At 47.2% G+C, this 23659-nt stretch carries 24 protein-coding genes; 23 read left to right on the forward strand and 1 reads right to left on the reverse strand.

Features of this window, described 5'->3' with window-relative positions:
- The first annotated feature begins 8 nt into the window (after positions 1-8).
- The 19 genes from AC0YN6_RS00990 to spoVM all read left to right on the forward strand — a co-directional run bounded on the left by AC0YN6_RS00990 (position 9) and on the right by spoVM (position 17926).
- The gene (locus AC0YN6_RS00990) at positions 9-1886 is read left to right on the forward strand and encodes a bifunctional homocysteine S-methyltransferase/methylenetetrahydrofolate reductase (RefSeq protein ID WP_475744471.1); all 1878 of its coding nucleotides are present in this window, start codon (positions 9-11) and stop codon (positions 1884-1886) included.
- A 340-nt stretch (positions 1887-2226) separates the two neighbouring features.
- Positions 2227-2487: an extracellular matrix/biofilm regulator RemA gene (gene remA, locus AC0YN6_RS00995; protein WP_005548256.1), complete on the forward strand. Its 261-nt coding sequence runs from the start codon at positions 2227-2229 to the stop codon at positions 2485-2487.
- A 13-nt stretch (positions 2488-2500) separates the two neighbouring features.
- Positions 2501-3118: a guanylate kinase gene (gene gmk / locus AC0YN6_RS01000; RefSeq protein WP_475744473.1), complete on the forward strand. Its 618-nt coding sequence runs from the start codon at positions 2501-2503 to the stop codon at positions 3116-3118.
- Positions 3119-3134: 16 nt separating this feature from the next.
- Entirely contained in the window at positions 3135-3344 is a 210-nt protein-coding gene (rpoZ, locus tag AC0YN6_RS01005) for a DNA-directed RNA polymerase subunit omega (RefSeq protein ID WP_475744474.1), read from the forward strand.
- A 244-nt stretch (positions 3345-3588) separates the two neighbouring features.
- Positions 3589-3777, forward strand: a complete 189-nt coding sequence (locus AC0YN6_RS01010; RefSeq protein WP_475744475.1) for a hypothetical protein — start codon at positions 3589-3591, stop codon at positions 3775-3777.
- A gap of 21 nt (positions 3778-3798) precedes the next feature.
- Positions 3799-4341 (forward strand): NUDIX hydrolase, encoded by a 543-nt coding sequence (locus AC0YN6_RS01015; RefSeq protein ID WP_475744476.1) that lies wholly within the window; start codon positions 3799-3801, stop codon positions 4339-4341.
- Positions 4342-4458: 117 nt separating this feature from the next.
- A complete protein-coding gene (locus AC0YN6_RS01020) occupies positions 4459-4983 on the forward strand; it encodes a YfiT family bacillithiol transferase (RefSeq protein WP_475744478.1) in 525 nt (174 codons plus the stop codon).
- Positions 4984-5122: 139 nt separating this feature from the next.
- Positions 5123-6334, forward strand: a complete 1212-nt coding sequence (coaBC, locus tag AC0YN6_RS01025) for a bifunctional phosphopantothenoylcysteine decarboxylase/phosphopantothenate--cysteine ligase CoaBC (protein ID WP_475744479.1) — start codon at positions 5123-5125, stop codon at positions 6332-6334.
- Positions 6334-8826: a primosomal protein N' gene (gene priA, locus AC0YN6_RS01030; protein ID WP_475744481.1), complete on the forward strand. Its 2493-nt coding sequence runs from the start codon at positions 6334-6336 to the stop codon at positions 8824-8826. Before coaBC ends, priA begins: the two co-directional genes overlap by 1 nt.
- Before the next feature lie 42 nt (positions 8827-8868).
- Positions 8869-9354 (forward strand): peptide deformylase, encoded by a 486-nt coding sequence (def, locus tag AC0YN6_RS01035; protein WP_475744482.1) that lies wholly within the window; start codon positions 8869-8871, stop codon positions 9352-9354.
- Positions 9355-9358: 4 nt separating this feature from the next.
- Positions 9359-10315 carry a methionyl-tRNA formyltransferase gene (fmt, locus tag AC0YN6_RS01040; protein WP_475744483.1) on the forward strand — a complete coding sequence of 319 codons (957 nt, stop codon included), beginning with the start codon at positions 9359-9361 and terminating at the stop codon, positions 10313-10315.
- Complete coding sequence (rsmB, locus tag AC0YN6_RS01045; protein ID WP_475744484.1) at positions 10312-11832, forward strand: 16S rRNA (cytosine(967)-C(5))-methyltransferase RsmB; 1521 nt, start codon at positions 10312-10314, stop codon at positions 11830-11832. Before fmt ends, rsmB begins: the two co-directional genes overlap by 4 nt.
- A 100-nt stretch (positions 11833-11932) precedes the next feature.
- Positions 11933-12979 (forward strand): dual-specificity RNA methyltransferase RlmN, encoded by a 1047-nt coding sequence (rlmN, locus tag AC0YN6_RS01050; protein ID WP_475744486.1) that lies wholly within the window; start codon positions 11933-11935, stop codon positions 12977-12979.
- A 7-nt stretch (positions 12980-12986) separates the two neighbouring features.
- Complete coding sequence (locus tag AC0YN6_RS01055; protein ID WP_475744487.1) at positions 12987-13748, forward strand: Stp1/IreP family PP2C-type Ser/Thr phosphatase; 762 nt, start codon at positions 12987-12989, stop codon at positions 13746-13748.
- Positions 13749-13753: 5 nt separating this feature from the next.
- Complete coding sequence (pknB, locus tag AC0YN6_RS01060; protein WP_475745496.1) at positions 13754-15865, forward strand: Stk1 family PASTA domain-containing Ser/Thr kinase; 2112 nt, start codon at positions 13754-13756, stop codon at positions 15863-15865.
- On the forward strand, positions 15813-16787 hold the full coding sequence (rsgA, locus tag AC0YN6_RS01065; RefSeq protein ID WP_475744488.1) for a ribosome small subunit-dependent GTPase A: 975 nt from the start codon (positions 15813-15815) through the stop codon (positions 16785-16787). The genes pknB and rsgA overlap by 53 nt, the downstream gene beginning before the upstream one ends.
- A gap of 5 nt (positions 16788-16792) precedes the next feature.
- Complete coding sequence (rpe, locus tag AC0YN6_RS01070; protein WP_475744490.1) at positions 16793-17437, forward strand: ribulose-phosphate 3-epimerase; 645 nt, start codon at positions 16793-16795, stop codon at positions 17435-17437.
- 11 nt (positions 17438-17448) lie between these two features.
- Positions 17449-17724, forward strand: coding sequence for a hypothetical protein (locus tag AC0YN6_RS01075; RefSeq protein WP_475744492.1), 276 nt, complete (start codon positions 17449-17451; stop codon positions 17722-17724).
- 121 nt (positions 17725-17845) lie between these two features.
- Positions 17846-17926, forward strand: a complete 81-nt coding sequence (gene spoVM, locus AC0YN6_RS01080; protein ID WP_010345573.1) for a stage V sporulation protein SpoVM — start codon at positions 17846-17848, stop codon at positions 17924-17926.
- A 99-nt stretch (positions 17927-18025) separates the two neighbouring features.
- Here spoVM and rpmB read toward each other — a convergent pair whose 3' ends face one another.
- Positions 18026-18214 carry a 50S ribosomal protein L28 gene (rpmB, locus tag AC0YN6_RS01085; RefSeq protein WP_114378912.1) on the reverse strand — a complete coding sequence of 63 codons (189 nt, stop codon included), beginning with the start codon at positions 18212-18214 and terminating at the stop codon, positions 18026-18028.
- Positions 18215-18508: 294 nt separating this feature from the next.
- On the opposite strand from rpmB, the gene AC0YN6_RS01090 reads away from it, so the two are divergent.
- The 4 genes from AC0YN6_RS01090 to recG are packed head-to-tail and all read left to right on the forward strand — an operon-like array spanning position 18509 to position 23607.
- Positions 18509-18868: an Asp23/Gls24 family envelope stress response protein gene (locus tag AC0YN6_RS01090; RefSeq protein WP_475744494.1), complete on the forward strand. Its 360-nt coding sequence runs from the start codon at positions 18509-18511 to the stop codon at positions 18866-18868.
- Positions 18869-18924: 56 nt separating this feature from the next.
- Positions 18925-20658 (forward strand): DAK2 domain-containing protein, encoded by a 1734-nt coding sequence (locus tag AC0YN6_RS01095; protein ID WP_475745497.1) that lies wholly within the window; start codon positions 18925-18927, stop codon positions 20656-20658.
- 35 nt (positions 20659-20693) lie between these two features.
- Positions 20694-21548: a DegV family protein gene (locus AC0YN6_RS01100; protein WP_475744495.1), complete on the forward strand. Its 855-nt coding sequence runs from the start codon at positions 20694-20696 to the stop codon at positions 21546-21548.
- 7 nt (positions 21549-21555) lie between these two features.
- The gene (recG, locus tag AC0YN6_RS01105) at positions 21556-23607 is read left to right on the forward strand and encodes an ATP-dependent DNA helicase RecG (protein ID WP_475744497.1); all 2052 of its coding nucleotides are present in this window, start codon (positions 21556-21558) and stop codon (positions 23605-23607) included.
- Positions 23608-23659 lie beyond the last annotated feature (52 nt).

The following is a 23659-nucleotide window of genomic DNA, read 5'->3' on the forward strand; positions in this document are numbered from 1 at the left end:
TGAATATAATGAAACCGGATTTGAGGGGAGCGCTCAAGCAGCGTATCTTAACCGGGGACGGCGCGATGGGAACCTATCTGTATCAGATGGGGTTCCCTGTCGGTGTTTCTTATGAGGAAATAAATACGACTCGTCCCGATGTAATTGAGAACATTCACCGGCGTTACTATGAAGCGGGCGCACGTGTTATCGAGACGAATACGTTTTCAGCCAATTTGGAGAAGCTCTCCAAATATGGCTTAGATGGCGATATGGATGCGATTAACCGTGCAGGTGTTCGTGCTGCGCGTGCAGCAATTGGCGACGACGCTTATGTAGTAGGTGCTGTCGGCTCCATACGTGACGGCAAGCTGAAAAATTTGCGTACAGCCAAAGTAATTGAAGCTTACCAGCGTCAAATGCATGCCTTGCTGGACGAAGGCGTGGACGGGATTCTGCTTGAAACTTTCTATGATTTGGATGAAATGCTGCTTGCGCTTCGAATTGCCAGATCGGCGACAAACTTGCCCGTTATTTGTCAATTCGCAGTAGAGGATGTTGGCCGTACACAGGATGGAAATGGCATGAAGGGAGCCTTCGATCAACTGCAAGAAGAGGGCGCTGATATCGTAGGATTTAATTGCCGCAGCGGTCCTAACGGTATTATGAGTGCTATCGACTCGATTACTGGACCGATAGGATTACCGTTATCGGTATATCCAAACGCTGGTATACCAGACTATGTTGATGGTAAATATACGTATTCTGCTGGACCGCAATATTTTGCAGAGACAGCGTTACGTTTCGCTGATCGTGGAGCAAGGCTGATTGGCGGCTGCTGTGGTACGACGCCAGAGCATATCAAGGCTATTGCAGAGGCGCTCGATGGTTATATCCCGCAAATCGTACAAGCAGCTGCAGGTGCGGCTACAGTAGAAAAGATCATCATAAAGCCGGTTGATAAACCAACTGAACCATTAGAGACAGCTCCTAAGAAACCGTCGATACAGGAGCCCAATATTGTAGAGCTTGTTAAAGATCGTCATACGGTCATTGTTGAGCTTGATCCACCACGTGATTTGGATATCCGTAAATTTATGGCGGGCGCAGCAGCGCTCAAAGAAGCAAAAGCGGATGCAGTTACAATGGCGGATAATTCTCTTGCTGTTACGCGTATGAGCAACATTGCGCTCGCAGCACTTGTGCAGGAGAAAGTGGGCATTCGTCCACTTGTGCATATCGCTTGCCGGGATCGCAACTTGATCGGTACGCAGTCTCATATGATGGGACTCGATGCACTCGACATTGATCATGTGCTGGCCGTTACAGGAGATCCTGCTAGGTTCGGCGATTTGCCGGATTCCAGCTCGGTGTATGACCTTACTTCATTTGAAATGATTCGCATGATCAAGCAGTTGAATGTTGGAACGGCGTTCTCTGGCAAACCGCTTAAGCAAAAAGCGAAATTTGTTGTTGGCGCCGCATTTAATCCGAACGTGAAGCATTTGGACAAGGCTGTCCAACGACTTGAGCGGAAAATTGCATCGGGCGCAGATTATATTATGACGCAGCCTGTTTATGATCCGAGTTTGATCGAACGAATGGCAGAGGCGACTAAACATCTTTCGGTTCCAGTCTTTATCGGAATTATGCCTCTAGCTAGCGGACGTAACGCAGAATATTTGCATAACGAGGTGCCAGGCATTCAGCTTTCGGATGAGGTTCGCCAGCGTATGTCAGGCCTTGAAGGTGAAGCAGGACGAGCGGAAGGTGTACAAATCGCGAAGGAACTGCTGGATGTGGCATTACCGCATTTTAAAGGCATATATTTAATTACTCCTTTTATGTTTTATGATATGGGTGTTCAGCTTACAGAGTATGTTTGGCAGAAGACAGAACGTATATAGCTAAATATGGTAGAATAGATGCGAAAACAGCCTTTTTTTGCTTGTTTTCGCATTTTGGCTTGTTCGTTCGTGAAAAATCAATTAAAATAAAACATGGACACAGATGCCACACTTGTTTTACGTGGCTAGGACAAACTGCTAGCAGGGCGCTGTCATTGATGTTGCAGCCTGCAATAGAAGTATGTCCGGCACTTTTTTCGTCAACAATAGTGCAGTAGTTCTGTCGGTATTTGACAAGAACGCGAACTTGTCGTATTCACATTTATTAAATATAAAAGAGTATTTGAACATTTGCAGACAGATGCACCTGGGAAGACCGTCGGCGGAGGAGGAACGTGGCTTGGCTATTAAACTTATTAATATCGGATTTGGTAATATTGTATCAGCAAACCGCATTATATCAATCGTAAGCCCTGAATCGGCTCCGATTAAGAGGATCATTCAAGAAGCGCGTGACCGACATATGTTGATTGATGCTACATATGGCCGTCGCACACGTGCGGTTATTATTACAGATAGTGATCATGTGATTTTATCGGCAGTTCAGCCGGAAACAGTGGCGCACCGATTATCTACTAAGGACGACGATAACGACGAATAGTACGGGGAGTAATATGGATAAGGGATTGTTAATTGTATTGTCCGGCCCTTCAGGGGTTGGCAAAGGGACGGTTTGTTCCGTTCTCCGCAACAAGGTGCCTGAGCTGGTGTATTCGGTGTCGGCAACGACTAGAACACCGCGTCAGGGTGAAGAAGATGGCGTGAATTATTTTTTCAAAAGCAGGGAGCAGTTCCAGGATATGATTGCGCGTGACGCACTTCTGGAGCATGCTGAATATGTTGGTAACTACTACGGAACACCGCGTGATTTCGTTGAACGTACTTTAGAGAGCGGTAAGGATGTTATTTTGGAGATCGAAGTACAAGGAGCGCTTAAGGTGAAACAAAAGTTTCCCGAGGGTATCTTCGTATTTTTATTGCCACCATCTTTGGATGAGCTAAAGCAGCGAATTACCGGACGTGGTACGGAAACTGTGGATACGATCAATAATCGCATGTCTGTGGCTGTAGAGGAAATGAATTTGCTCGGTCACTACGACTATGCGGTGTTGAATGATGAGATAGATGCTGCATGCGATCGTATTCGCAGCATAATGATTGCAGAGCATTGCCGCAGGGAAAGATATCAACCTTACGTTTCGGGAATGGTCGCAGCAATTGAGAAAGTATGAGTGAGGAGAATGAACGATGTTATATCCGTCCATTGACGAAATGGTGAAAAAAGTTGACAGTAAATACACGCTTGTCGTAGCAGCTTCGAGGCGCGCTCGCATGCTTCGCAACGGTGACAAGTCAGAGCTTAAAAACCCGCGCTCCCGTAAGTATGTCGGTGTTGCTCTTGAAGAAATTTACGGTGAAATTCTACAAGTAGAAAACCTAGCAACAAAAGAGGATTAAGTACAATTAACATTATAGTAAGTGCTTCAGCGGAGTGTGTACTGGCGACAGTATTACACTCCGTTTTCTTTTCAAAAGTGAAGGACGAAGCAGATGGAGATGCTTAACACGGAGATTCAAATGCTAAGGAAAGAAATCAAAGAGAATAAGCATATTATTGATAAACACGTTTAATTGGAATATTTTAATTTGTGAAGCGGCATTTCCATAAACCAGTGGAGGATATTCGAGGGGATTGAGAAATATGGCAAACGAGCAGGAGCTTCGTGAGATTAAGGAATCTTTGAGCAAGCTGGATGAACGCATCAAGCAGATCAATGATAGACCCAAAAACAGACGTTCTGGACTAGCGAACTTTGTTATCGGTTTTTTAATCACGTTTGTCATTATTCTTATATCTATGGGAGCGCTTGAGTTCTTTAATCTTAAATAAATGATAAGGACGTATATTAAAATGAACATTACTTTGCAATCTTACCCGGTATTATCGAAAGGTATCGTATGGGGCTTCGTTGAGAATTGCTTCTCATTTGAATATGAAGTTCCGGAAGCTTCGATCAGCAACATTAGTATCATCCCTACGGTTGGCGATCGATATGTCGTGATGAAGCTTGACGATGGAAGATGGGAGCTTGCAGGAGGCACATTGGAGCCGCAGGAACATTATATGGATGCCCTTGTGCGCGAAGTGAAGGAAGAGCTAGGTGCAGAGCTGGTGTCGTACACGTTGTTCGGATGCTTCAAATGCCACTCGTCCGCAACTGAACCATACAGACCGCATATCCCGCATCCGCATTTTGTGAGATTGGTTGGTTATGGGGAGGTTAAACTTGTTGGAGCGCCCCTCAATCCGCCTGATGGTGAGCAAGTTGTGGCAGTAGATGTCGTAGAGATAGAGGAAGCTGTAAGCAGGTTTGAGGGAATAGGGAGATCGGATATTGCCGAGCTGTACAAGATAGCCCATCAGTTAAGACAAGAAGCGGTCAGCAAAAGTTAAAATAAAGCATAAATGATCGCCCAAAATGTAAACAGATGAGTTAGATTTTGATGCCGTATATGGTATGATAGAAGGAGTGTTTGTAGGTGTAGGGACGAATGAACAGGAGGGAACGGAATGGACAAATTACGTTATCCAATTGGTAGGTACTCGTTCGACGGAATGACGGTTAAACAGCGAGAACTGTGGATAGTAGAGATGGAGAAGCTCCCGGGACAGCTTAGAGCAGCATTGGCAGATTTGGACGATGACAAGTTGAACACGTCTTATCGCAGTGGCGGCTGGAGCTTGCGTCAGGTTGTACATCATCTTGCGGATGCTTCAATGAACAGCTTCTCGCGCTTCAAACTTGCCCTTACGGAGTCTAATCCGACGATTAAACCTTTTAACCAGGAACGTTGGGCAGAATCCGCAGACAGCCTGCAAGCCTCACCAGACATTAGCTTAGCGATCGTAGAAGGAATCTATGCACGTTGGGTGCTGCTGCTGCGTTCGATGAACGCTTCTGATTTCGAGAAAATGTTCTATCATCCGGAGAAGGGCAGTCAAATAGGATTGGCTTATTTTCTAGGATTTGTTGCTTGGCATGGCAAACACCATGTTGCCCAAATTACAAGTTTAAGGGAACGCAAGGATTGGTAGCAGCGGCTACTGCCGTATACACTTTAAATATTAACAAGATAAATAGAACATAAGAATACGCAGCTTATATTTCATCGTGAAACGAGCTATTGCCGCCAAAGGACGGCGTCAGCCGTTTACGCTTGACGGGAGATACACCATGTTAAAAGGGAAAATGATTATACTCGGTATTACCGGCGGAATAGCAGCCTACAAAGGTGCAGCATTATGCAGCAAGCTGGTGCAGGCAGGCGTGAATGTGCACGTTATTATGACAGAATCAGCTACGAAATTTATTACACCCCTCACGTTACAAACGTTATCTCGTAATCCAGTGTATATCGATACGTTCGATGAGAGAGATCCTGCGGTTGTTTCTCATATTCATTTGGCTGATCAAGCAGATTTGATCGTAATTGCTCCGGCTACTGCTAATGCGTTAGCTAAGCTAGCCGGAGGCCATGCTGACGACATGCTGAGCACTACGCTGCTCGCTGCTACTTGTCCGATACTTATTGCTCCAGCGATGAATGTACATATGTATGAACATCCTGCCGTTGTAAACAATCTAGAGCTGCTCGCTTCGCGCGGCGCGATGTTTGTTGAGCCTGGAACAGGCCAACTAGCCTGTGGCTATGTTGCTAAAGGGCGGCTTGCAGAGCCGGAAGATATCGTAACTGCGATCGAATCGTGGTTTGGCAGAAGCGGTAAGCTAAAAGGAAAACAGCTGCTAGTAACTGCAGGAGGAACGATTGAGCGACTTGATCCCGTGAGGTATTTAACGAATGATTCGTCCGGTAAGATGGGCTTTGCAATTGCTGAGGCGGGTCAGATGATGGGAGCGGATGTAACTTTGGTTGCAGGTCGTACATCGGTTGCTCCGCCAGCAGGTGTTAAAGTCATACGTGTAGAATCTGCTCAGCAAATGCTGGAAGCTGTAACAAGCATTTATGATCAAATGGATATTGTTGTGAAATCGGCAGCGGTAGCTGATTACCGAGCAGCGCATGTGAGCGATCAGAAGATGAAGAAAAACGGCGAGAAGCTTGTGCTTGAGTTAGAGCGGACGACGGATATTTTGGAAACGCTTGGGAAGTGCAAGCAGCAGCAATTTCTTGTTGGTTTCGCTGCAGAAACCGAGCAGATTGAGCATTACGCGATGGACAAGCTGCGCCGAAAGAACTGTGACCTTATCGTGGCTAATGATGTAAGCAAGGACGGAGCCGGCTTTAACGGTGATACAAATATCGTGAAGGTCTTTGGTTCTGATGGACTCGTTCAGGAGATGCCGCTTTTGTCTAAGCGGGAGGTTGCCGGTCGCTTGTTGGAATTGATTGCAGAGCGGCTTGATTCTTCTGGAGGGAACGGCTAATGATTGCTAAAGTAATTGTTGACGTGCCGAGCCGCCAGACGGATCGGCCGTTTGACTATGAGGTGCCTACAGTCTTTGAAGACTGGATTGAGGTAGGAAGCCGCGTTGGCGTTCCCTTCGGGGGACGAGTTTTACAAGGCTTTGTCACACAGTTGGCAGAGACGACAGATGTGGCTATAAACCGTCTAAAGCCCATTTCTGAGCTGTTGGATCATCTCCCGCCGTTGCTGCCAGATCTGATAGAGCTGGCCAAATGGATGAGCGAGAAATATTGCTGCTCGTGGACAACGGCTCTGCAGGCTATGATACCAGCAGCCTTGAAAGGGAAGGCTGAACGGCTTGTCGGGATTCAAGACGAAGAGGCTGCAATGGAGGATCTCCCGCCAGCTATGACGGAATGGCTAGGTTCCAGCGGACAGCTGGTTAAGCTTGAATTGCTGCTGGAGCGTTTTCCTGATTATGCCGAGATCGTTAAGAATGCACTCCGTGAAGGGGTGCTGGTTGAGCATACCTCGATTAAAGACCGACTAGCTGTGCGTAAGGTGCTGACGGTATTCCTGCCAGATGATGTGGAGGCTGTTCGTTCCCAAATGGAAGCTTTACCGTCTCGTGCTGCGAAGCAGCGTGAAGTTCTTGCTTTTATGCTGGAGCATGGCGGCCCCCTCGCACTTCAACAGCTGCTTGCTCTTGCTGGGGGTTCTGCGGCAAGTGTTCGTTCGCTGGCGGAGAAAGGGCTGCTCGTTCTGCAAGAGGTGGAGCAGCAGCGTGATCCTTATGCGGGCAGGGAGTTCGAACGAACAACTCCATTAGAGCTTACAGAGGGTCAAATGGATGTGTATGATCGTATAGTCAGAGCAGTGGATGCGGGCGAACCTCAGACAATGCTTCTGCATGGCGTAACAGGAAGCGGAAAGACCGAAGTCTATTTACAAACGATCCAATTTTGCTTGGAGCAGCAGAAGCAAGCAATCGTGCTCGTCCCCGAGATTTCGCTGACTCCTCAAATGGTGGAACGATTCAAAGGGCGGTTTGGAGACGCGGTTGCAGTGCTGCACAGCAGACTTTCAAATGGAGAACGGTATGATGAATGGCGAAAAATTCGCAGCCGTAAGGTTCAGGTAGCTATTGGAGCACGCTCGGCTATTTTTGCACCTTTTGAAAGAATTGGGCTTATTATAATTGATGAAGAGCATGAATCGTCCTACAAACAGGAAGAGAGTCCAAAATATCACGCTCGTGATGTTGCTGTAAGAAGAGCAAAGCAGCATGGAGCGGCGGTTGTGCTTGGATCTGCAACGCCTTCATTAGAATCCTTTGCTGCTGCGAGCAGACCGCTAACTGCACGAGATGAAGGGCGTGAACCCGCGCTTCTGCCGATGCCAATCCGCGTGGGAGGCAGACCGCTTCCGCCAGTTGCTGTTATCGATATGCGCGAGGAGCTGAAGGAAGGCAATCGTTCGATGTTTAGTCGTCTGCTGCACACCTCGCTGGCAGAGCGGCTTGAGCGCGGCGAACAGTCCGTTTTACTGCTCAATAGACGTGGTTATTCCACGTTTGTTATGTGCCGCTCTTGCGGTTATACAGCCGCATGTCCACACTGCGATATTTCATTGACTTATCATCAGAAGTCAAGGGCGCTGCGCTGTCATTATTGCGGTCATGCCGAGCAAGCGCCAACCACTTGTCCTTCCTGCCAAAGCGAGCATATTCGTTATTTTGGAACGGGCACTCAGCGTGTAGAGGAGGAGTTGTCGAAGCTGTTCCCGGGTATTCGGGTAATTCGGATGGATGTCGATACGACTACAGAAAAAAATTCGCATGAAAAGCTTCTTAAACAGTTTGGAGAGCGGAAAGCGGATGTGCTTCTGGGCACGCAGATGGTGGCGAAAGGTCTTGATTTTCCTTACGTTACTTTAGTTGGAGTTATCGCTGCGGATACATCGCTGAATTTGCCTGATTTTCGCGCTGCGGAACGAACGTTTCAATTGCTTACACAAGTTGCAGGCCGTGCAGGAAGGCATCATTTGCCAGGTGAGGTTGTTATTCAAACGTACGCCCCTGAGCATTATGCGGTAGTTACAGCACAGCAGCATGATTACGCAGCTTTTGTAAGTGAAGAACTGCGACATCGCAGTGCAATGGGGTATCCGCCATATTGCAGACTTATTCTCGTTACGATGTCACACGAACAGTTGCCTTTGTTGTCATCAATTAGCGAACGCTTCGCTTCTGAGCTGCGGGAATTGGCGGAACATGAAGGTGTGCTTATTCCACTGAGCAGTGGATTTGGTAGAGCACTTGAGGTACTTGGGCCTGTTGCATCACCGATTTCGAGAATCAAAGATCGCTACAGATTTCAATGTGTGATAAAATATCGTGGGAGTATCGATGCTTCGGCCATTGTACGCAAGGCGCTCATCCCATTCACAGACGGGCCGCCGCAGCGACAGGTGCAGTTCAGTATTGACGTAGATCCACAAGTTATATTATAAATAGCTATTACTATTTTATTGAACGTAAAGGAAGGGAATACTATGAGTATCCGTATAATTGTGAAAGACCCTGATCCGGTATTGCGGGAAGAGGCTAAGGAAGTAACGAAGTTTAATGCGAATTTGCAAAAGCTTTTAAAGGATATGGCTGATACGATGTACGATGCAGAGGGAGTAGGACTTGCAGCGCCTCAAATCGGCATTTCAAAACGGGTAATCGTTGTTGATGTAGGCGATGAGAATGGTTTGGTTGAGATGGTAAATCCGGTCATCGTAGAGCAAGAAGGGGAGCAGCTTGGTCCTGAAGGCTGCTTGAGCATACCTAACCTAAATGGTGATGTGCTGCGCGCTGAACGTATCGTAGTTACAGGGCAAGACAGCAGTGGAAAGACGTTCACGGTTCAAGCATCGGGCTACTTCGCGCGTGCGTTCCAGCATGAAGTCGACCATTTGAACGGCATATTGTTTACCGATCTGGCGGAGAGTATTTACGACATTTCGGAAAGAGCTAGAAAAGGCGGCGAATAGCTTCATGCGTATCGTATTTATGGGAACGCCGGATTTTGCCGTTCCCTCTTTAAAGCTGCTCTTAGAGCAGCAGTATAATGTTGTAGCAGTTGTAACACAGCCTGATCGGCCCAAGGGCCGCAAAAAAACGCTGACGCCGCCGCCTGTAAAGGAAGCGGCGTTGTCGCTTGGTCTGCCGGTGCTGCAGCCTGAGCGCATGCGGAATGCAGATGCGGTTGCAGCCGTTGCAGAGCTGAAGCCTGATCTTATTGTAACTGCCGCTTACGGCCAAATATTGCCGAAGTCGCTTCTTGAAATTCCGCGTCTTGGATGCATTAACGTGCATGGCTCCCTGCTGCCGAAATATCGCGGCGGCGCTCCGATTCAGCGTTCTATTATGAATGGAGAGAGCTCTACCGGTGTTACTATTATGTATATGGCAGAAGGTTTGGACACTGGTGATATGATTAGTGTTGTTGAGCTTCCGATAACGGATGAGGATACATCGGGTACGATGTTTGAGAAGCTAAGCATCGCGGGTGCGGATCTTTTGGGTAAGACTTTACCCGCTATCATTGCTGGAGATGTAAAAGCTGAGCCGCAGCAGAATGAGGAAGCAACGTATGCGCCTAATCTGTCCCGAGACGATGAGCGAATCGATTGGACGAGACCTGCTCGTGCTATTTTTAATCAGGTGAGAGGTTTGTCCCCGATGGCTGGAGCTTTTACCTACTTAAATGGTGAAGTGTTCAAAGTGTGGAAATGCGGAGTCCCGTCGCTAAATACGACTTCTGTTTCAGCTGTTGAGCCTGGGACTGTGATAGCAGCAGACAGCGACGGCATTCACGTACAGACAGGTGAAGGCGTTTTGGTGCTGAAAGAAATCCAGCCGGCTGGCAAACGCACGATGAATGCAGCAGAATGGCTTAAGGGTGCTCGTCTTGAAGCGGGCACACGACTAGGGGATGGTGGAGCAGCATGACGGAAAGTACACAAAAACCAAGCCCAAATCGCAATAATGTTAATAGTGCAAAGGGGAAAACGAGAGCAAAATCAGGTCATAAGCGACCTGCAAACGGCGGGAAGCATGCTCAAAATGGTCAGCAGTCGGAGCAGCAGGGAGCAAGAAAGATAAAATCTCCGCGCGAGCTGGCGATGGATACATTAGTTAAGGTTGCGCAAACCGGAGCATACAGCAATTTGCAGCTTAATCGGACACTGCAGGATGCAGGATTGCAGCGAGCAGATGCGGGACTTGTTACTGAACTCGTGTATGGAACAATTCAGCGGCAAGTGACCCTAGATTATTGGCTTGGCCGGTTCGTTACCAAAGGGTTACATAAGCTTGAGCCTTGGGTGCATCAATTGCTTCGCATGAGTGCTTATCAGTTATTGTATTTAGATCGCATCCCGTCACATGCAGCTGTGAATGAAGCGGTCACTATTGCTAAGAAACGCGGTCATGCCGGCATTTCTGGTATGGTGAATGGCGTGCTGCGCAGCATCGACCGCGGTCGTGCGGAGCTGCAGCCCTCAGAAATTAAGCACAAAGATCCAATCGTGCAAATTGCATTGCGTCACTCTTATCCAGAATGGCTTGTCAGCCGCTGGGTTTCAGCTTATGGTCCGGAGAAAGCTGAAGCGATCTGTGCTGCAGGCAATGATCACCCGCATAGCAGTGTCCGTGCAAATACGCTAAGGGGCGATCGCGAAGCTGTAATCGAGCTTCTCAAAACAGCAGGCTATGAGGCTGAGCCTTCTAGAATTGCCCCTGCTGGTATAACCATCAATCGCGGAGGGAATCTTGCAGATTCAGACGGATTCCGTGAAGGTGTATGGTCGGTACAGGATGAAAGTTCCATGTTGGTGGCTGAAGTGGTTGCTCCGAAAGCTGGCATGCAGGTGTTGGATTGCTGCGCGGCACCAGGTGGGAAAAGCGCGCATATGGCAGAATTGATGGGTGGCAAGGGCAAGGTATGGGCCAACGATTTGCACGCGCATAAACGTGACTTAATCGTAATGCAGACCGAACGCTTGAAGCTTCGCAATGTTGAAGCGATTACCGAGGATGCTCTTAAATTAGGCGAGCGCTTCAAACCGCAATCTATGGATGCTGTTTTACTGGATGCACCATGCTCTGGATTCGGTGTCATTAGACGTAAGCCAGAAATTAAATGGACCAAAACTGCAGGTGATGTATCAGATATCGCTGCGGTGCAACATCGTTTATTAAATGCTGTATGTGATTTAGTTAAACCTGGCGGTGTGCTCGTATACAGCACATGCACGATAGAGAAGGACGAGAACGAGCAGCAAGTCGCTCGGTTTCTGCAGGAGCATCCTGAATTTGAATTGGATCGCAATTGGCCGAAGACTATTGTTGAGCAGCTGATGAAGGCAGGCGCTATTGATGAGCATTTTGATGGTCAAGCGCAGCTGCTTCCACAGCATTTTGACAGTGACGGTTTTTTCATAGCAAGGATGATCAAGCGCCCATAATCGCTGCTTATGGCTGAACATAAGCGTTTGTGGTAAAATAAATCGATGGCGGCATTCAGCTAGTTTGAGCCGCTCTACTTTAAGGTACAGGTGTGATGAAATGAAACCATGCATATATGACTACACGCTCGAACAGCTTCAGCAATGGATGAAAGATAACGGTGAACCTGCATTTCGCGGCGGACAACTGTTTGATTGGCTTTATGTGAAGCGGGTAAAGAGCTTTGAAGATATGTCCAACCTATCAAAGACGCTTCGTGATAAGCTGGAAGAAAACTTCCAGATTACAACGTTAAACGAGATTACAAGGTTTGAATCGAAGGACGGCACCGTTAAGTTTTTGTTCGGTCTTCATGACGACCATGCGATAGAGACGGTTATTATGCGCCATAGCTATGGTAATAGTATTTGTGTAACAACACAGGTCGGCTGCCGTATCGGTTGTACTTTTTGTGCTTCAACGCTTGGCGGTTTGAAGCGTAACTTAACTGCAGGCGAGATTGTTGCTCAAGTCGTAACTGCACAGATGATGCTTGATGCAACCAATGAGCGTGTTTCCAGTATCGTTATTATGGGATCTGGCGAGCCCTTCGAGAACTATGACGCTACGATGACCTTCTTACGCATTATGATCCACGAGAAAGGTCTAAATATCGGACAACGTCATATTACTGTATCTACTAGCGGAATTGTGCCAAGCATGTATAAATTCGCTGAGGAGAATACGCAAATCAATTTGGCTTTATCGATCCATGCGCCGAATGATGCGCTGCGCTCTAAGCTAATGCCGGTTAACCGTCGTTTTCCTTTCGATGACGTAATGGCTGCTTGTCATAACTATATTGCGAAGACGGGTCGGAGAATCACGTTTGAGTACGCCTTGATTGGTGGAGTTAATGACCAAGCTGAGCACGCACAAGAACTGGCAGAAGTGCTGAAGGGCATGTTGTGCCACGTTAACTTGATTCCTGTAAACCATGTTCCAGAACGGAAATATGTTCGGACTCCGCGTGAAGACATCTTTGAATTCCAACGCATTTTGGAGAAAAATAAAGTAAGCGTAACGATTCGCAGGGAACAAGGGCATGATATTGCAGCTGCCTGCGGTCAATTAAGAGCGAAACATATGGAGTCTCAGGCGAGGTGATGATTGATTGTTATCGGCAAACCGCAGTGATATTGGACGGGTTCGTCAAGTCAATGAAGACCAATCATGGGTTAGTCAACTGAATAATGGGGTAACCCTTGCCATCGTAGCTGATGGCATGGGAGGTCATCAGGCTGGAGATGTTGCAAGCCAGAAGGCTGTTGATGCGTTCCGCAGCATGTTAGAGAAAAGCGCTGCTAAAGCGGACTTATCCCTTCAAGAAGGGAAAATGCTCATTCGACAAGCGATTTCGTATGCGAATGATGCTGTATTTGAGCTGGCTTCCCATAACGAGCAGTATCGAAACATGGGTACTACGATTGTAGCCGCAATAGTGAAGCAGGAGAATGCCATTATTGGTCATGTTGGCGACAGTCGTGCTTATAAGATTACCGAGGGCGTTCTTACACAAATAACGAATGATCACACGCTTGTTAATGAATTGGTCAAATCTGGCCAACTTAGCGCGGAGGAGGCAGCTCACCACCCTCGTCGCAACGTACTAACTCGTGCAGTAGGTACGGATTCTCAAGTTGAAATCGATGTTCAAGCTGTCGAGTGGTCCCCTCACGACGTACTGCTGCTGTGCAGCGACGGCTTAACGAATATGGTGAGCGAGCAGGAACTATTGCAAACAGTCACGAATGATCAACTCGACCTGGATGCAAAGGCTGATCATCTCATTCAGCTTGCGCTTCAAGCTGGCGGAGACGACAATATTACTGTCGTCCTTCTCCATGAAGCAGCTGGTACGAATCGAGAGGAGTGACAATGATGATTGGACAGGATTTGGGCGGACGTTATGAGATATTGACTCGCATAGGCGGCGGCGGCATGGCGCTTGTATATAAAGCGCATGATGTGTTGCTTAATAGAAAAGTCGCAGTGAAAGTGCTGAGACAGCAATTTGTGCATGACGAAGAATTTATTCGACGTTTCCGTCGTGAAGCACAGTCAGCAGCTGCGTTATCTCATCCGAATGTCGTCAGCATTTATGATGTAGGACAAGAAGAAGATACGCATTATATCGTTATGGAATATATCGAAGGCCATAATTTGAATGAAATCATACAAGAGCGTGCGCCGTTGCAGACAGATGAAGCGGTGCGCATTGCTATGCAAATCGCAGATGCTCTAGATCACGCGCATCAGAATCATATTATACATCGTGATATTAAGCCGCATAATATATTAATTGGTAAAAATGGACGAGTTAAGGTTACGGACTTCGGTATCGCAAGGGCCGTTACTTCATCGACCATTACACAGACAGGATCAGTTATCGGATCCGTTCATTATTTCTCCCCTGAGCATGCCAAAGGTATCAATACTGGAGAAAAATCGGACTTGTATTCACTTGGCATCGTGCTCTATCAAATGCTGACAGCGAAGCTGCCGTTTCTTGGCGAAAGTCCAATCAGCGTAGCTTTGAAGCATTTGCAGGAGCATTTCGAAGAGCCGCGGATCGTTAATCCGCATATTCCGCAAAGCGTTGAGAATGTCATTCTCAAGGCGATGCGTAAAAACCCAAGTGAACGCTATAATTCGGCTCATGAAATGCAGCATGATTTGGATACATGCCTGCGGCCAGAACGATTGAAGGAACCAAAAATTACGTTTACACATGTTAACGATCTGGAAGAGACGCGCGTTATGCCGGCAATCCGGGGAGATATTCGGCCAATCGATACAGAAGATAGAGAGCGGCCCAAAAACGTAGGCGCAGGTGCAGATGAGCCGCGGAAAGAGACTGAAACGCAATCAAAGCCGAAGAGCTGGAAAAAACCATTTGCAGTTGTTGGCGGTACGCTGGCCGTACTGGCACTTATCATATGGGGGTTTATCTGGCTCCTAGGCTTTCTGGATGTGGCTGAAGTAGACGTGCCTTATGTCGTAGGCAAAACAGAAACCGAAGCGCGGCAAATGATTGAGGCTAAGGGGCTGAAAGTAGAAGACCCGGTCATTTACGAGCATAATAAGGAAATTCCGAAGGATCAGGTACTCAGTCAGTCGAAGATGAATATGCGAGTTAAGGAAGGCTCCTTTATTCAAATAACAGTAAGTCAAGGCCCTGAACTTGAAGAACTTGGAAATTATGTTGGGAAAGCGCTGCAGACTGCCATCGATGAATTAGGGGCTTTAGGCATTACTGAGGATCAAATTATTATTGATCCTGTATACAGCGAGGAAGAACCGGATACGATCCTTCAGCAGTCGCCAAAGGCGGGAGAGGAATACAATCCTGAATCGGTAGAATTTACATTCATGATCAGCAAAGGTCGTGAGACTGTACCGATGCCTAATTTAATTGGGACACGTCTGGACGAAGCGAAGGATTTAATTAAAGCAAATGAGCTTACGCTCGATGACGCTGATATTCTGTACGAGGCGAGCTATTTGCATCAAAAGGATTTTGTAATTAGCCAAGATCCATACAAACCTAAGGATCGGGTATCCAAAGGAGCCAAAATTTCTATACGAGTAAGCTCAGGGCCGCCGGCTGATGCGAAGGAACATCAATTTAACATTACCATTTCACCTGCGGAGGCAGGCAAGACAAGTGAAGTTCGAATTGTCTATTCCGATGCACGCGGTGAAGATATTGAGTGGGATAAACGTCAAATTACAGGCACACAAACATTCCCTGTGACCGTTGTTGTCGCACCGGATACAGAAGCTACTGTCATGGTTTTCCGCGACAATCAGTTTATCGAGGCCAAATCCATTACGTACAAAGAAATAGTCGATGGTATGAAAACATCCAACTTGACCATTCCGGGTGTAATAGTGCCGGAAACAGAAGAGCCGGCACAAACGGAGGTTACCGAAAACAATGATGAGCCAGTCGAAGAAGAACAGCAACAAGAGCAGCAACAGCCACAATAGCAAAGCAGGCCATCTCAAAGGCACAATAGTAAAAGCGCTCAGCGGATACTACTACGTGCGAGCGGAGAATGCGGCGTCGGACTCAGTAACGGTCCAATGCCGCGCTAGGGGCGTCTTTAAGAATAAGGGCTTATCGCCGCTTGTAGGCGATGTCGTGATGTACAGCTTAACGGAGAACGGGGAAGGAACTGTCGAGGAGCTATTGCCTCGTTCATCTGAGCTTATTCGCCCGCCAGTTGCTAATATCGATCTTGCAATTCTCGTGTTTTCCGTTACGGAGCCAGCACTGAACTTGCAGCTGCTGGATAAGTTCCTTGTGCATATTGAGCATGCCGGAATACAAGCCGTATTATGCTTAAGCAAACAGGATTTAGAAAATGACGGTATGGAGACGGAGGAGGCGCAGGCTGCGGCCTCCTCCGTTAATCGTATTTACAGAGCGCTTGGATATGAAGTGTTCGGGACAAGCTCTCGCCTTGGCGAAGGTATCGCTCCTTTTCAAGAAAGGCTAAAAGGCCATCTGGCTGTATTTGCCGGTCAATCAGGGGTAGGCAAGTCATCTTTGCTTAATGCGATCGTTCCAGGACTAAAGCTAGAAACGAATGAAATCAGCAATAGGCTTGGGCGCGGCAAGCATACGACTAGACATGTGGAGCTCATTGAAATTGGCGGCGGTTTAGTAGCGGATACACCAGGGTTTAGCCAGCTGGACTTTCAGGAGCTGGGGATTGAGGATTTAGGCTATTGTTTTGTAGAAATGCGCGAGTTGTCTCCCGAATGTAAATTTCGCGGCTGCACACATGTAAGTGAGCCGGGCTGCGCCGTGCTAGCTGCGGTTGAGCGAGGAGAAATTGCAAAGAGCAGGCATGATCACTACTTACTGTTTCTGACGGAGATGAGAGAGAAAAAACGGAGGTACTAACAACGATGACTATTATCGCCCCTTCCATATTATCCGCTAATTTTGCACGGCTTGGCGAAGAAGTTCAAGCTGTGGAAGCAGCCGGAGCAGATTGGATTCATATTGATGTGATGGATGGACATTTTGTTCCGAATTTAACCTTTGGTCCGCCAGTTATTTCTGCTATACGCTCGGTTACTAAATTGCCTTTCGATGTGCACTTGATGATTGAGCGCCCAGAGCTTTCCCTTGAGGACTATATCGCGGCGGGAGCTGACCGCATTACGATCCATGCTGAAGCTTGCGTCCATTTGCATAGAACGGTTCATTACATAAAGGAAAAGGGTCTCCCGGTCGGCGTAGCGATAAATCCAGCAACGCCTGTTGCCGTGTTGGAGCCTATTTTGCATGATCTTGATCTTGTGCTTATTATGACGGTTAATCCCGGCTTCGGGGGCCAGAAATTCATCCCTTACTCGCTTGTGAAACTGCGTCAGCTTCGTGCCATGCTGCAGGAGAAGGCACTTGACGATGTACATGTTCAGGTGGATGGCGGCGTTAACCAGACAACAGCAGCAGTCATTCGTGAGGCTGGAGCTAATGTGCTTGTAGCCGGGAATGCAGTGTTCTCAGAATTAGACCGTGCCGCTGCAATTGCGGTATTGCGTTAGGGGGAACATCGATGAATGAACGGTTTAAAACAGCTTTATGGATTTTGATGTATAGCTTTCTAGCAGGGCTCATGCTTGCGTTTTTTTCGATGATTACAGATGTCTATCGATATCTCTTCTCATTGTTAGCATTGTATATAGGCATACGTTTCTTCAGAAGATTTGAAACGCTTGGGCTGCGCATTACTTTTTTCGCCGTGTCGATTGTATTTTATTTGTTTATTGCAATCGTTTCAGCAGCAATTGCTTTTATAAGAGATAATCCAATGCCAATACCAGGCGCGTAATGCGCCTTCCACTCAGACCCGCAATGGAATAGGACAAACTGATGACGCATAGGATGTTTACATGAGCGTAGCAATGTTGTCACGGATAAATTCGATGAGCGTGTCTGAGGAGGGATGAGGCATGAAATTTTATACAATCAAACTGCCTAAATTTTTGGGCGGGTTCGTAAAGGCGATTTTGAATACCTTCCAAAAAAATTAGGTCTAGATGCTGTAGGACACCCTTCGGCCGTGATCGTACAAAAGTAAAAAGAAAAGCACCTGAGAGCTCAGGTGCTTTTGTCTATGGCTAATGCCATCATTATACGCGAGTAACTTTGCCAGACTTCAGTGCGCGAGTGCTAACATAAACACGTTTCGGTTTACCGTCAACCAAAATGCGAACCTTTTGCACGTTTACGCCCCAAGAACGACGTGTTTTGTTGTTTGCGTGGGAAACGTTGTTACCTTTACCAGGTGCTTTACCTGTAAGAAAACATTTGCGGGACATGACTACACCTCCTTTAAATCTTGCTTGAACAAAACGGATTCCATATACTATGGCTTCGTTATGCGTGAGGAAAATTTCATTTTTAAGTGAAATAACATTTAAACACACTTGAATATCGTATCACAAACATCGGTTCTGTTCAACCTAAATATAAGGACAAGGTTGTACTTTATCGCATTTGAAGCAAGCAAACACGCAGAATAACTGGATTTATTGAACGGACTTCTATAAAGGAGCTGTTTATAGTACAATAATACTTAGTCCATAATACATACAGTAAGGGAGTGTATTTCCATGCCACTGCAGCTAAGCACAGAATTAGGTTCCATACATGTCTCAGACCATTGCATAGCCATTATTGCCGGCTCTGCAGCCATGGATTGTTATGGACTTGTCGGGATGGCTTCTCGCAAACAATTGAAGGACGGGTTAGCCGAGCTGCTCGGACGAGATAATTTGACACGTGGTGTTGAAATTAGACGTATAAATGAAGAGCTGCATATTGATCTCTACATCATCGTAAGCTATGGAACAAAAATTTCCGAAGTAGCGCATAACATTCAATCCAAGGTAAAATATGTGCTGAACGACGTAATCGGTCTACAAGTGGAAGAAGTCCATATAATTGTGCAGGATGTCAGGGTACTTAAGTAACAGGGAGGGAAATTTCGTTGGGTAAGCGCTTTATAAACGGATCTGATTTTACCGCAATGGCACTGCTCGGCGCGGATTATTTACAGCGAAACGCGGAGCACGTTAACGCATTAAATGTATTCCCAGTGCCAGATGGCGACACGGGAACAAATATGAACTTAACGATGTCCTCTGGTGTTCGTGAGCTGCGCAGCAAGCCGTCAAGCAGCATTGGGAAAACGACAGAAGCCTTATCGAAGGGGCTGCTGATGGGAGCGCGGGGAAACTCTGGCGTTATCTTGTCACAGCTGTTCAGAGGTTTCTCCAGGTCGCTTGCCGGTCTTGAAGAAGCGGGCACGGTGCAAGTAGCCGCTGCTTTGCAATACGGTGTTGACCTCGCTTATAAAGCTGTCGTAAAGCCAGTAGAAGGAACAATTCTTACGGTCGCTAAGGAAGCTGCCAAGCATGCCGTTCAATATGCCCGCAGAACGAATGACGTGGCGGAATTGATGCATGAGGTACATCAGAAGGCATATGAAGCTTTGCAGCGTACGCCAGATTTATTGCCTGTGCTGAAGCAGGTTGGCGTAGTTGATTCAGGCGGACAAGGTCTCGTATTTATATACGAGGGCTTCGTACGAAGCCTGACTGAAGTAGAAGGGCAACTAGACAATTATTCGATGCCGTCAGAGGCTGCTCCGCCCGAAGAAGTGGCCGTTCCAATCCTTACGCCGCCTACTCGTAAGCAGGAGCCGATCTCAGCTCAAGCAAGATTAGCAACGGAAGCTATCGAATTTTTATATGATATGGAATTTTTTATCAATCGCAAGCTGAACGGTCAAGCGGGAGTGTATTTCGATGAATCCGCTTACAAGCGTGCGCTTGGGAAAGATGGAGACTCCATACTTGTCATCACAGAAGACGATGTTATTAAAGTACATGTACATTCTCGCAAGCCGGGAGACGTACTGAGCTTGTCGCTTCCTTATGGTGAACTTACGGATATTCATATTCTTAATATGCGTGAGCAGCATCGAGAGCTCCTTGAGCATGAGCAGGAACAGGGAGATGCCATCGGTGCAGATTATTCTGCGGCTGAACTGCTCGCTGGGCAGGCGGTACAAGGCGTTCCGCCAGGTCAAGTTTTTGAATGGGCGCCATTTGGAATTATCGCTGTCGCATTAGGCGAGGGTATTACTGATATTTTCCTGGAAAATGAAGTAGATACAGTGTTGTCTGGCGGCCAAACGATGAATCCGAGCACAGAGGATTTTGTAAAGGCGATCGAGGCTTTGTCAGCAGAGCATATATATATTTTACCGAATAACGGAAATATAATATTGGCGGCGGAGCAAGCGGCTGAGCTTAGTGAGCGAAATGTTACTGTTATTCCGACACGCACGATTCCACAGGGATTGGCAGCTGTACTTGCTTTTAAGGAAGACGAAACAGCTGAGCGCAATAGCACATGGATGAAGACCGCTGCTGAACAAGTTATATCTGGACAAGTAACGAAAGCAGTGCGAGATACAACGATTGAAGGTGTGGACATCCGTGAGGGTGAATATATCGGCATCAAAGAAAAAACGATTGTAGTATCCAAAGCAAGTCTTGAGGAAGCCTGCCAATCGCTTATTGCGAACATGCTTGATTCAGGCGGAGATTTGCTGACGATTCTATCCGGCGAAGATGCAGAAGCGACAGAAACTGCGTCGTTATGCGAGTGGATTGGAGAGCAGTATCCTGAGTTGGAGCTTGAATTGCAACAAGGCGGACAACCGCTTTATCCATATGTTTTTGCCTTGGAGTAAAAGCTAATTGTTCTAAACATTGGGAGGAAATGACCATGGGAAAGGTCCGAATAGTAACGGATAGCACTTCTGACATTCCGGAAGATGTCAGAAAGCGTTTAGGGATATCCATAGTTCCCCTGAAGGTGCTTTTTGGAGAAGAGACATTTCTAGATGCTGTGACGATTACGTCCGATCATTTCTACGAGAAGCTTGCACAATCTTCTTCTCTTCCTACGACATCACAGCCATCGCCGAATGAATTCTCAGAGGTATACGAACGTTTGCTTGCTGAAGACGCTGATTCACCGATTATATCTCTTCATTTGTCAGCGGCGCTCAGCGGCACTTATCAATCGGCTGTCATTGCACATTCCATGCTTGAAGAAGATTCTGATATTACGATCATAGATTCAAAGTCTGCTTCATATGGGTTCGGATTACGCGTGGTGAAGGCGGCAGAAATGGCGCAAGCAGGTGAATCAAAGGAACGGATTATTGAAGAAATCGAACGGCTTGAGCGTAATACTACATTATACTTTCTAGTTGGTACGTTGGAATATTTGCAGAAGGGCGGACGGATTGGCAAAGCCTCCGCGTTGATCGGTTCGATACTTAATATTAAGCCTATCTTGTCTTTGGATGAGGAGGGGTCAGTACTAGCGGTTGATAAGGTGCGTGGATCCAAGAAGGCGATGATGCGTATCGTTGAACTATTGAAACAAACATATAACGATGAGCCGGTAGGAGTGGCAATGGCCTATTCTTTCCAGAAGGATGTAGCTGAAGATTTATGCGAGCTTCTGAAGAGCCAGTTCAATGTAAAAGAAGTGAACTGGACGACGCTAGGTGCAGTAATTGGAACGCATACCGGACCTGGCACATCGGGCGTGTTTATGTACAGGATGTGATCTTAAAATGACACTGGATCAAATTTCTGTTCGGCAAATCAAAGGCGTGAGTGCTCCAAAGGAATTGGAGCTTCACGCCTTTGGCGTTCGAACAGTTGCGGATATTCTTGATTATTTTCCGTTTCGCTATGAAGATTATCGCATTCGAGAGCTGACCGATGTAAAGGAAGGCGAGAAGGTGACGGTGCTGGGGCATGTTCGAGGTATCCCGATGCTTCAGCGTTACGGGAAAAGCAAATCAAGATTGACGTGTAAGGTTGAGGTTGGTCAATGGCTCGTGACGGCAGTATGGTTTAATCGTCATTTTCTCCAAGATCAGCTGACCATCGGTCGTGAGATCATGCTTACGGGAAAATGGGAGCAGCAGCGTCTGCAAATGACGATATCTGATTCTGAATTTCCTGGCAGCGGCGGGCCTGCAAAGTCAGGAACACTGCAGCCGGTGTATTCCGTAGGCGGCAGCATTACACAGCCTTGGATGCGGAAGACGGTTCGTCAAGCGTTGACGCAGTATGGGACGATGATTGAAGAAATATTGCCTTATGAGCTTGTTCAGCAGCATAATCTAATGGCAAGACGAGATGCGGTACAGCGTATTCATCTGCCTGATGATACGAAGGAAGGTCAGCTAGCTCGAGAACGGCTGGTGTATGAGGAGCTGTTTCTGTTTCAGTTAAAGCTGCAAGCTTATCGCGCGCTGAATCGCAAGCGAAATGATGGTATCGCACATCGGATCGAAAGTGAGACGATTCGTCAATTTGCTGCGACGCTTCCTTTTGAACTGACAGACGCCCAGAAGAAGGTCGTTAATGAAATTTGTGTAGATATGCGAAGGCCATCCTGCATGAATCGGTTGCTGCAGGGAGACGTTGGCTCAGGCAAAACAGTAGTTGCGGCAATTGCTTTATACGTTGCGGTAAAGTCTGGCCACCAAGGGGCGTTAATGGTGCCGACTGAAATATTGGCCGATCAGCATATGCGCTCGCTAACAAAATTGTTTGCAGATTTGGGCATTCAGGTTGCTTTGCTGACGGGCAGTCTTACAGAACGCAAACGAAGAGACGTGCTTGCCGGACTTCAGATGGGCATCATTGATATCGTAGTCGGAACACATGCACTTATTCAGGATGATGTTTTTTTCAGGAGCCTTGGGCTCGTTGTTGTTGATGAACAGCATCGTTTCGGGGTCAATCAGCGCAGCGTATTGCGTCGAAAAGGAATGAATCCAGATGTGCTTACGATGACGGCAACACCGATCCCGAGAACGATGGCGATTACTGCCTTTGGAGATATGGATGTGTCGACGATTCGCGAGCGTCCGCATGGACGCAAGCCGATTAAGACGTATTGGGTGAAGCACAGCATGATGGAACGAGTGCTTGGCTTTATTCGCAAAGAAGTGGACAAGGGGCGGCAAGCTTATATCATTTGTCCGTTGATCGAGGAGTCCGAGAAGCTCGATGTGCAAAATGCGATTGACCTGTACGTGCAAACGCAGCAGTCGTTTCCTGATTTACGAGTAGGCTTGCTGCACGGACGTCTTTCTGCTGCGGAGAAGGAAACCGTAATGGGAGCTTTCGGCGCAAATGAAACACATGTACTCGTCGCGACAACGGTCGTTGAGGTAGGCGTCGATGTACCGAATGCGACACTCATGATCATTATGGATTCGGAGCGATTCGGATTGTCGCAGCTGCATCAGCTGCGTGGCCGGGTAGGCCGGGGGGAACATCAATCACATTGTATTCTTGTGGCTGATCCGAAATCAGAAACAGGAAAAGAGCGAATGAAGGTAATGACGGATACCGACGACGGCTTTGAGGTGTCTCGGCGTGATCTAGAGATTCGCGGACCTGGTGATTTCTTTGGTACGAAGCAAAGCGGATTGCCTGAGTTTCGATTGGCTGATATGGTAGCTGACTATGAGGTGCTGGAGCTTGCTAGGGACGATGCCGCTGAATTAACGGATCGCGACGATTTCTGGACAAATGAGTCGTACGTCAGAGTGCGCGGCGTACTGCAAAAAGATCAATTTTTTCAAGGGGAACAGCTGGACTAGGCAATATTCACCTCCATGCGGCATATAGTTTAACGATGTGATTGGATTGCCG

Source organism: Paenibacillus sp. J22P15 (assembly GCF_056269345.1).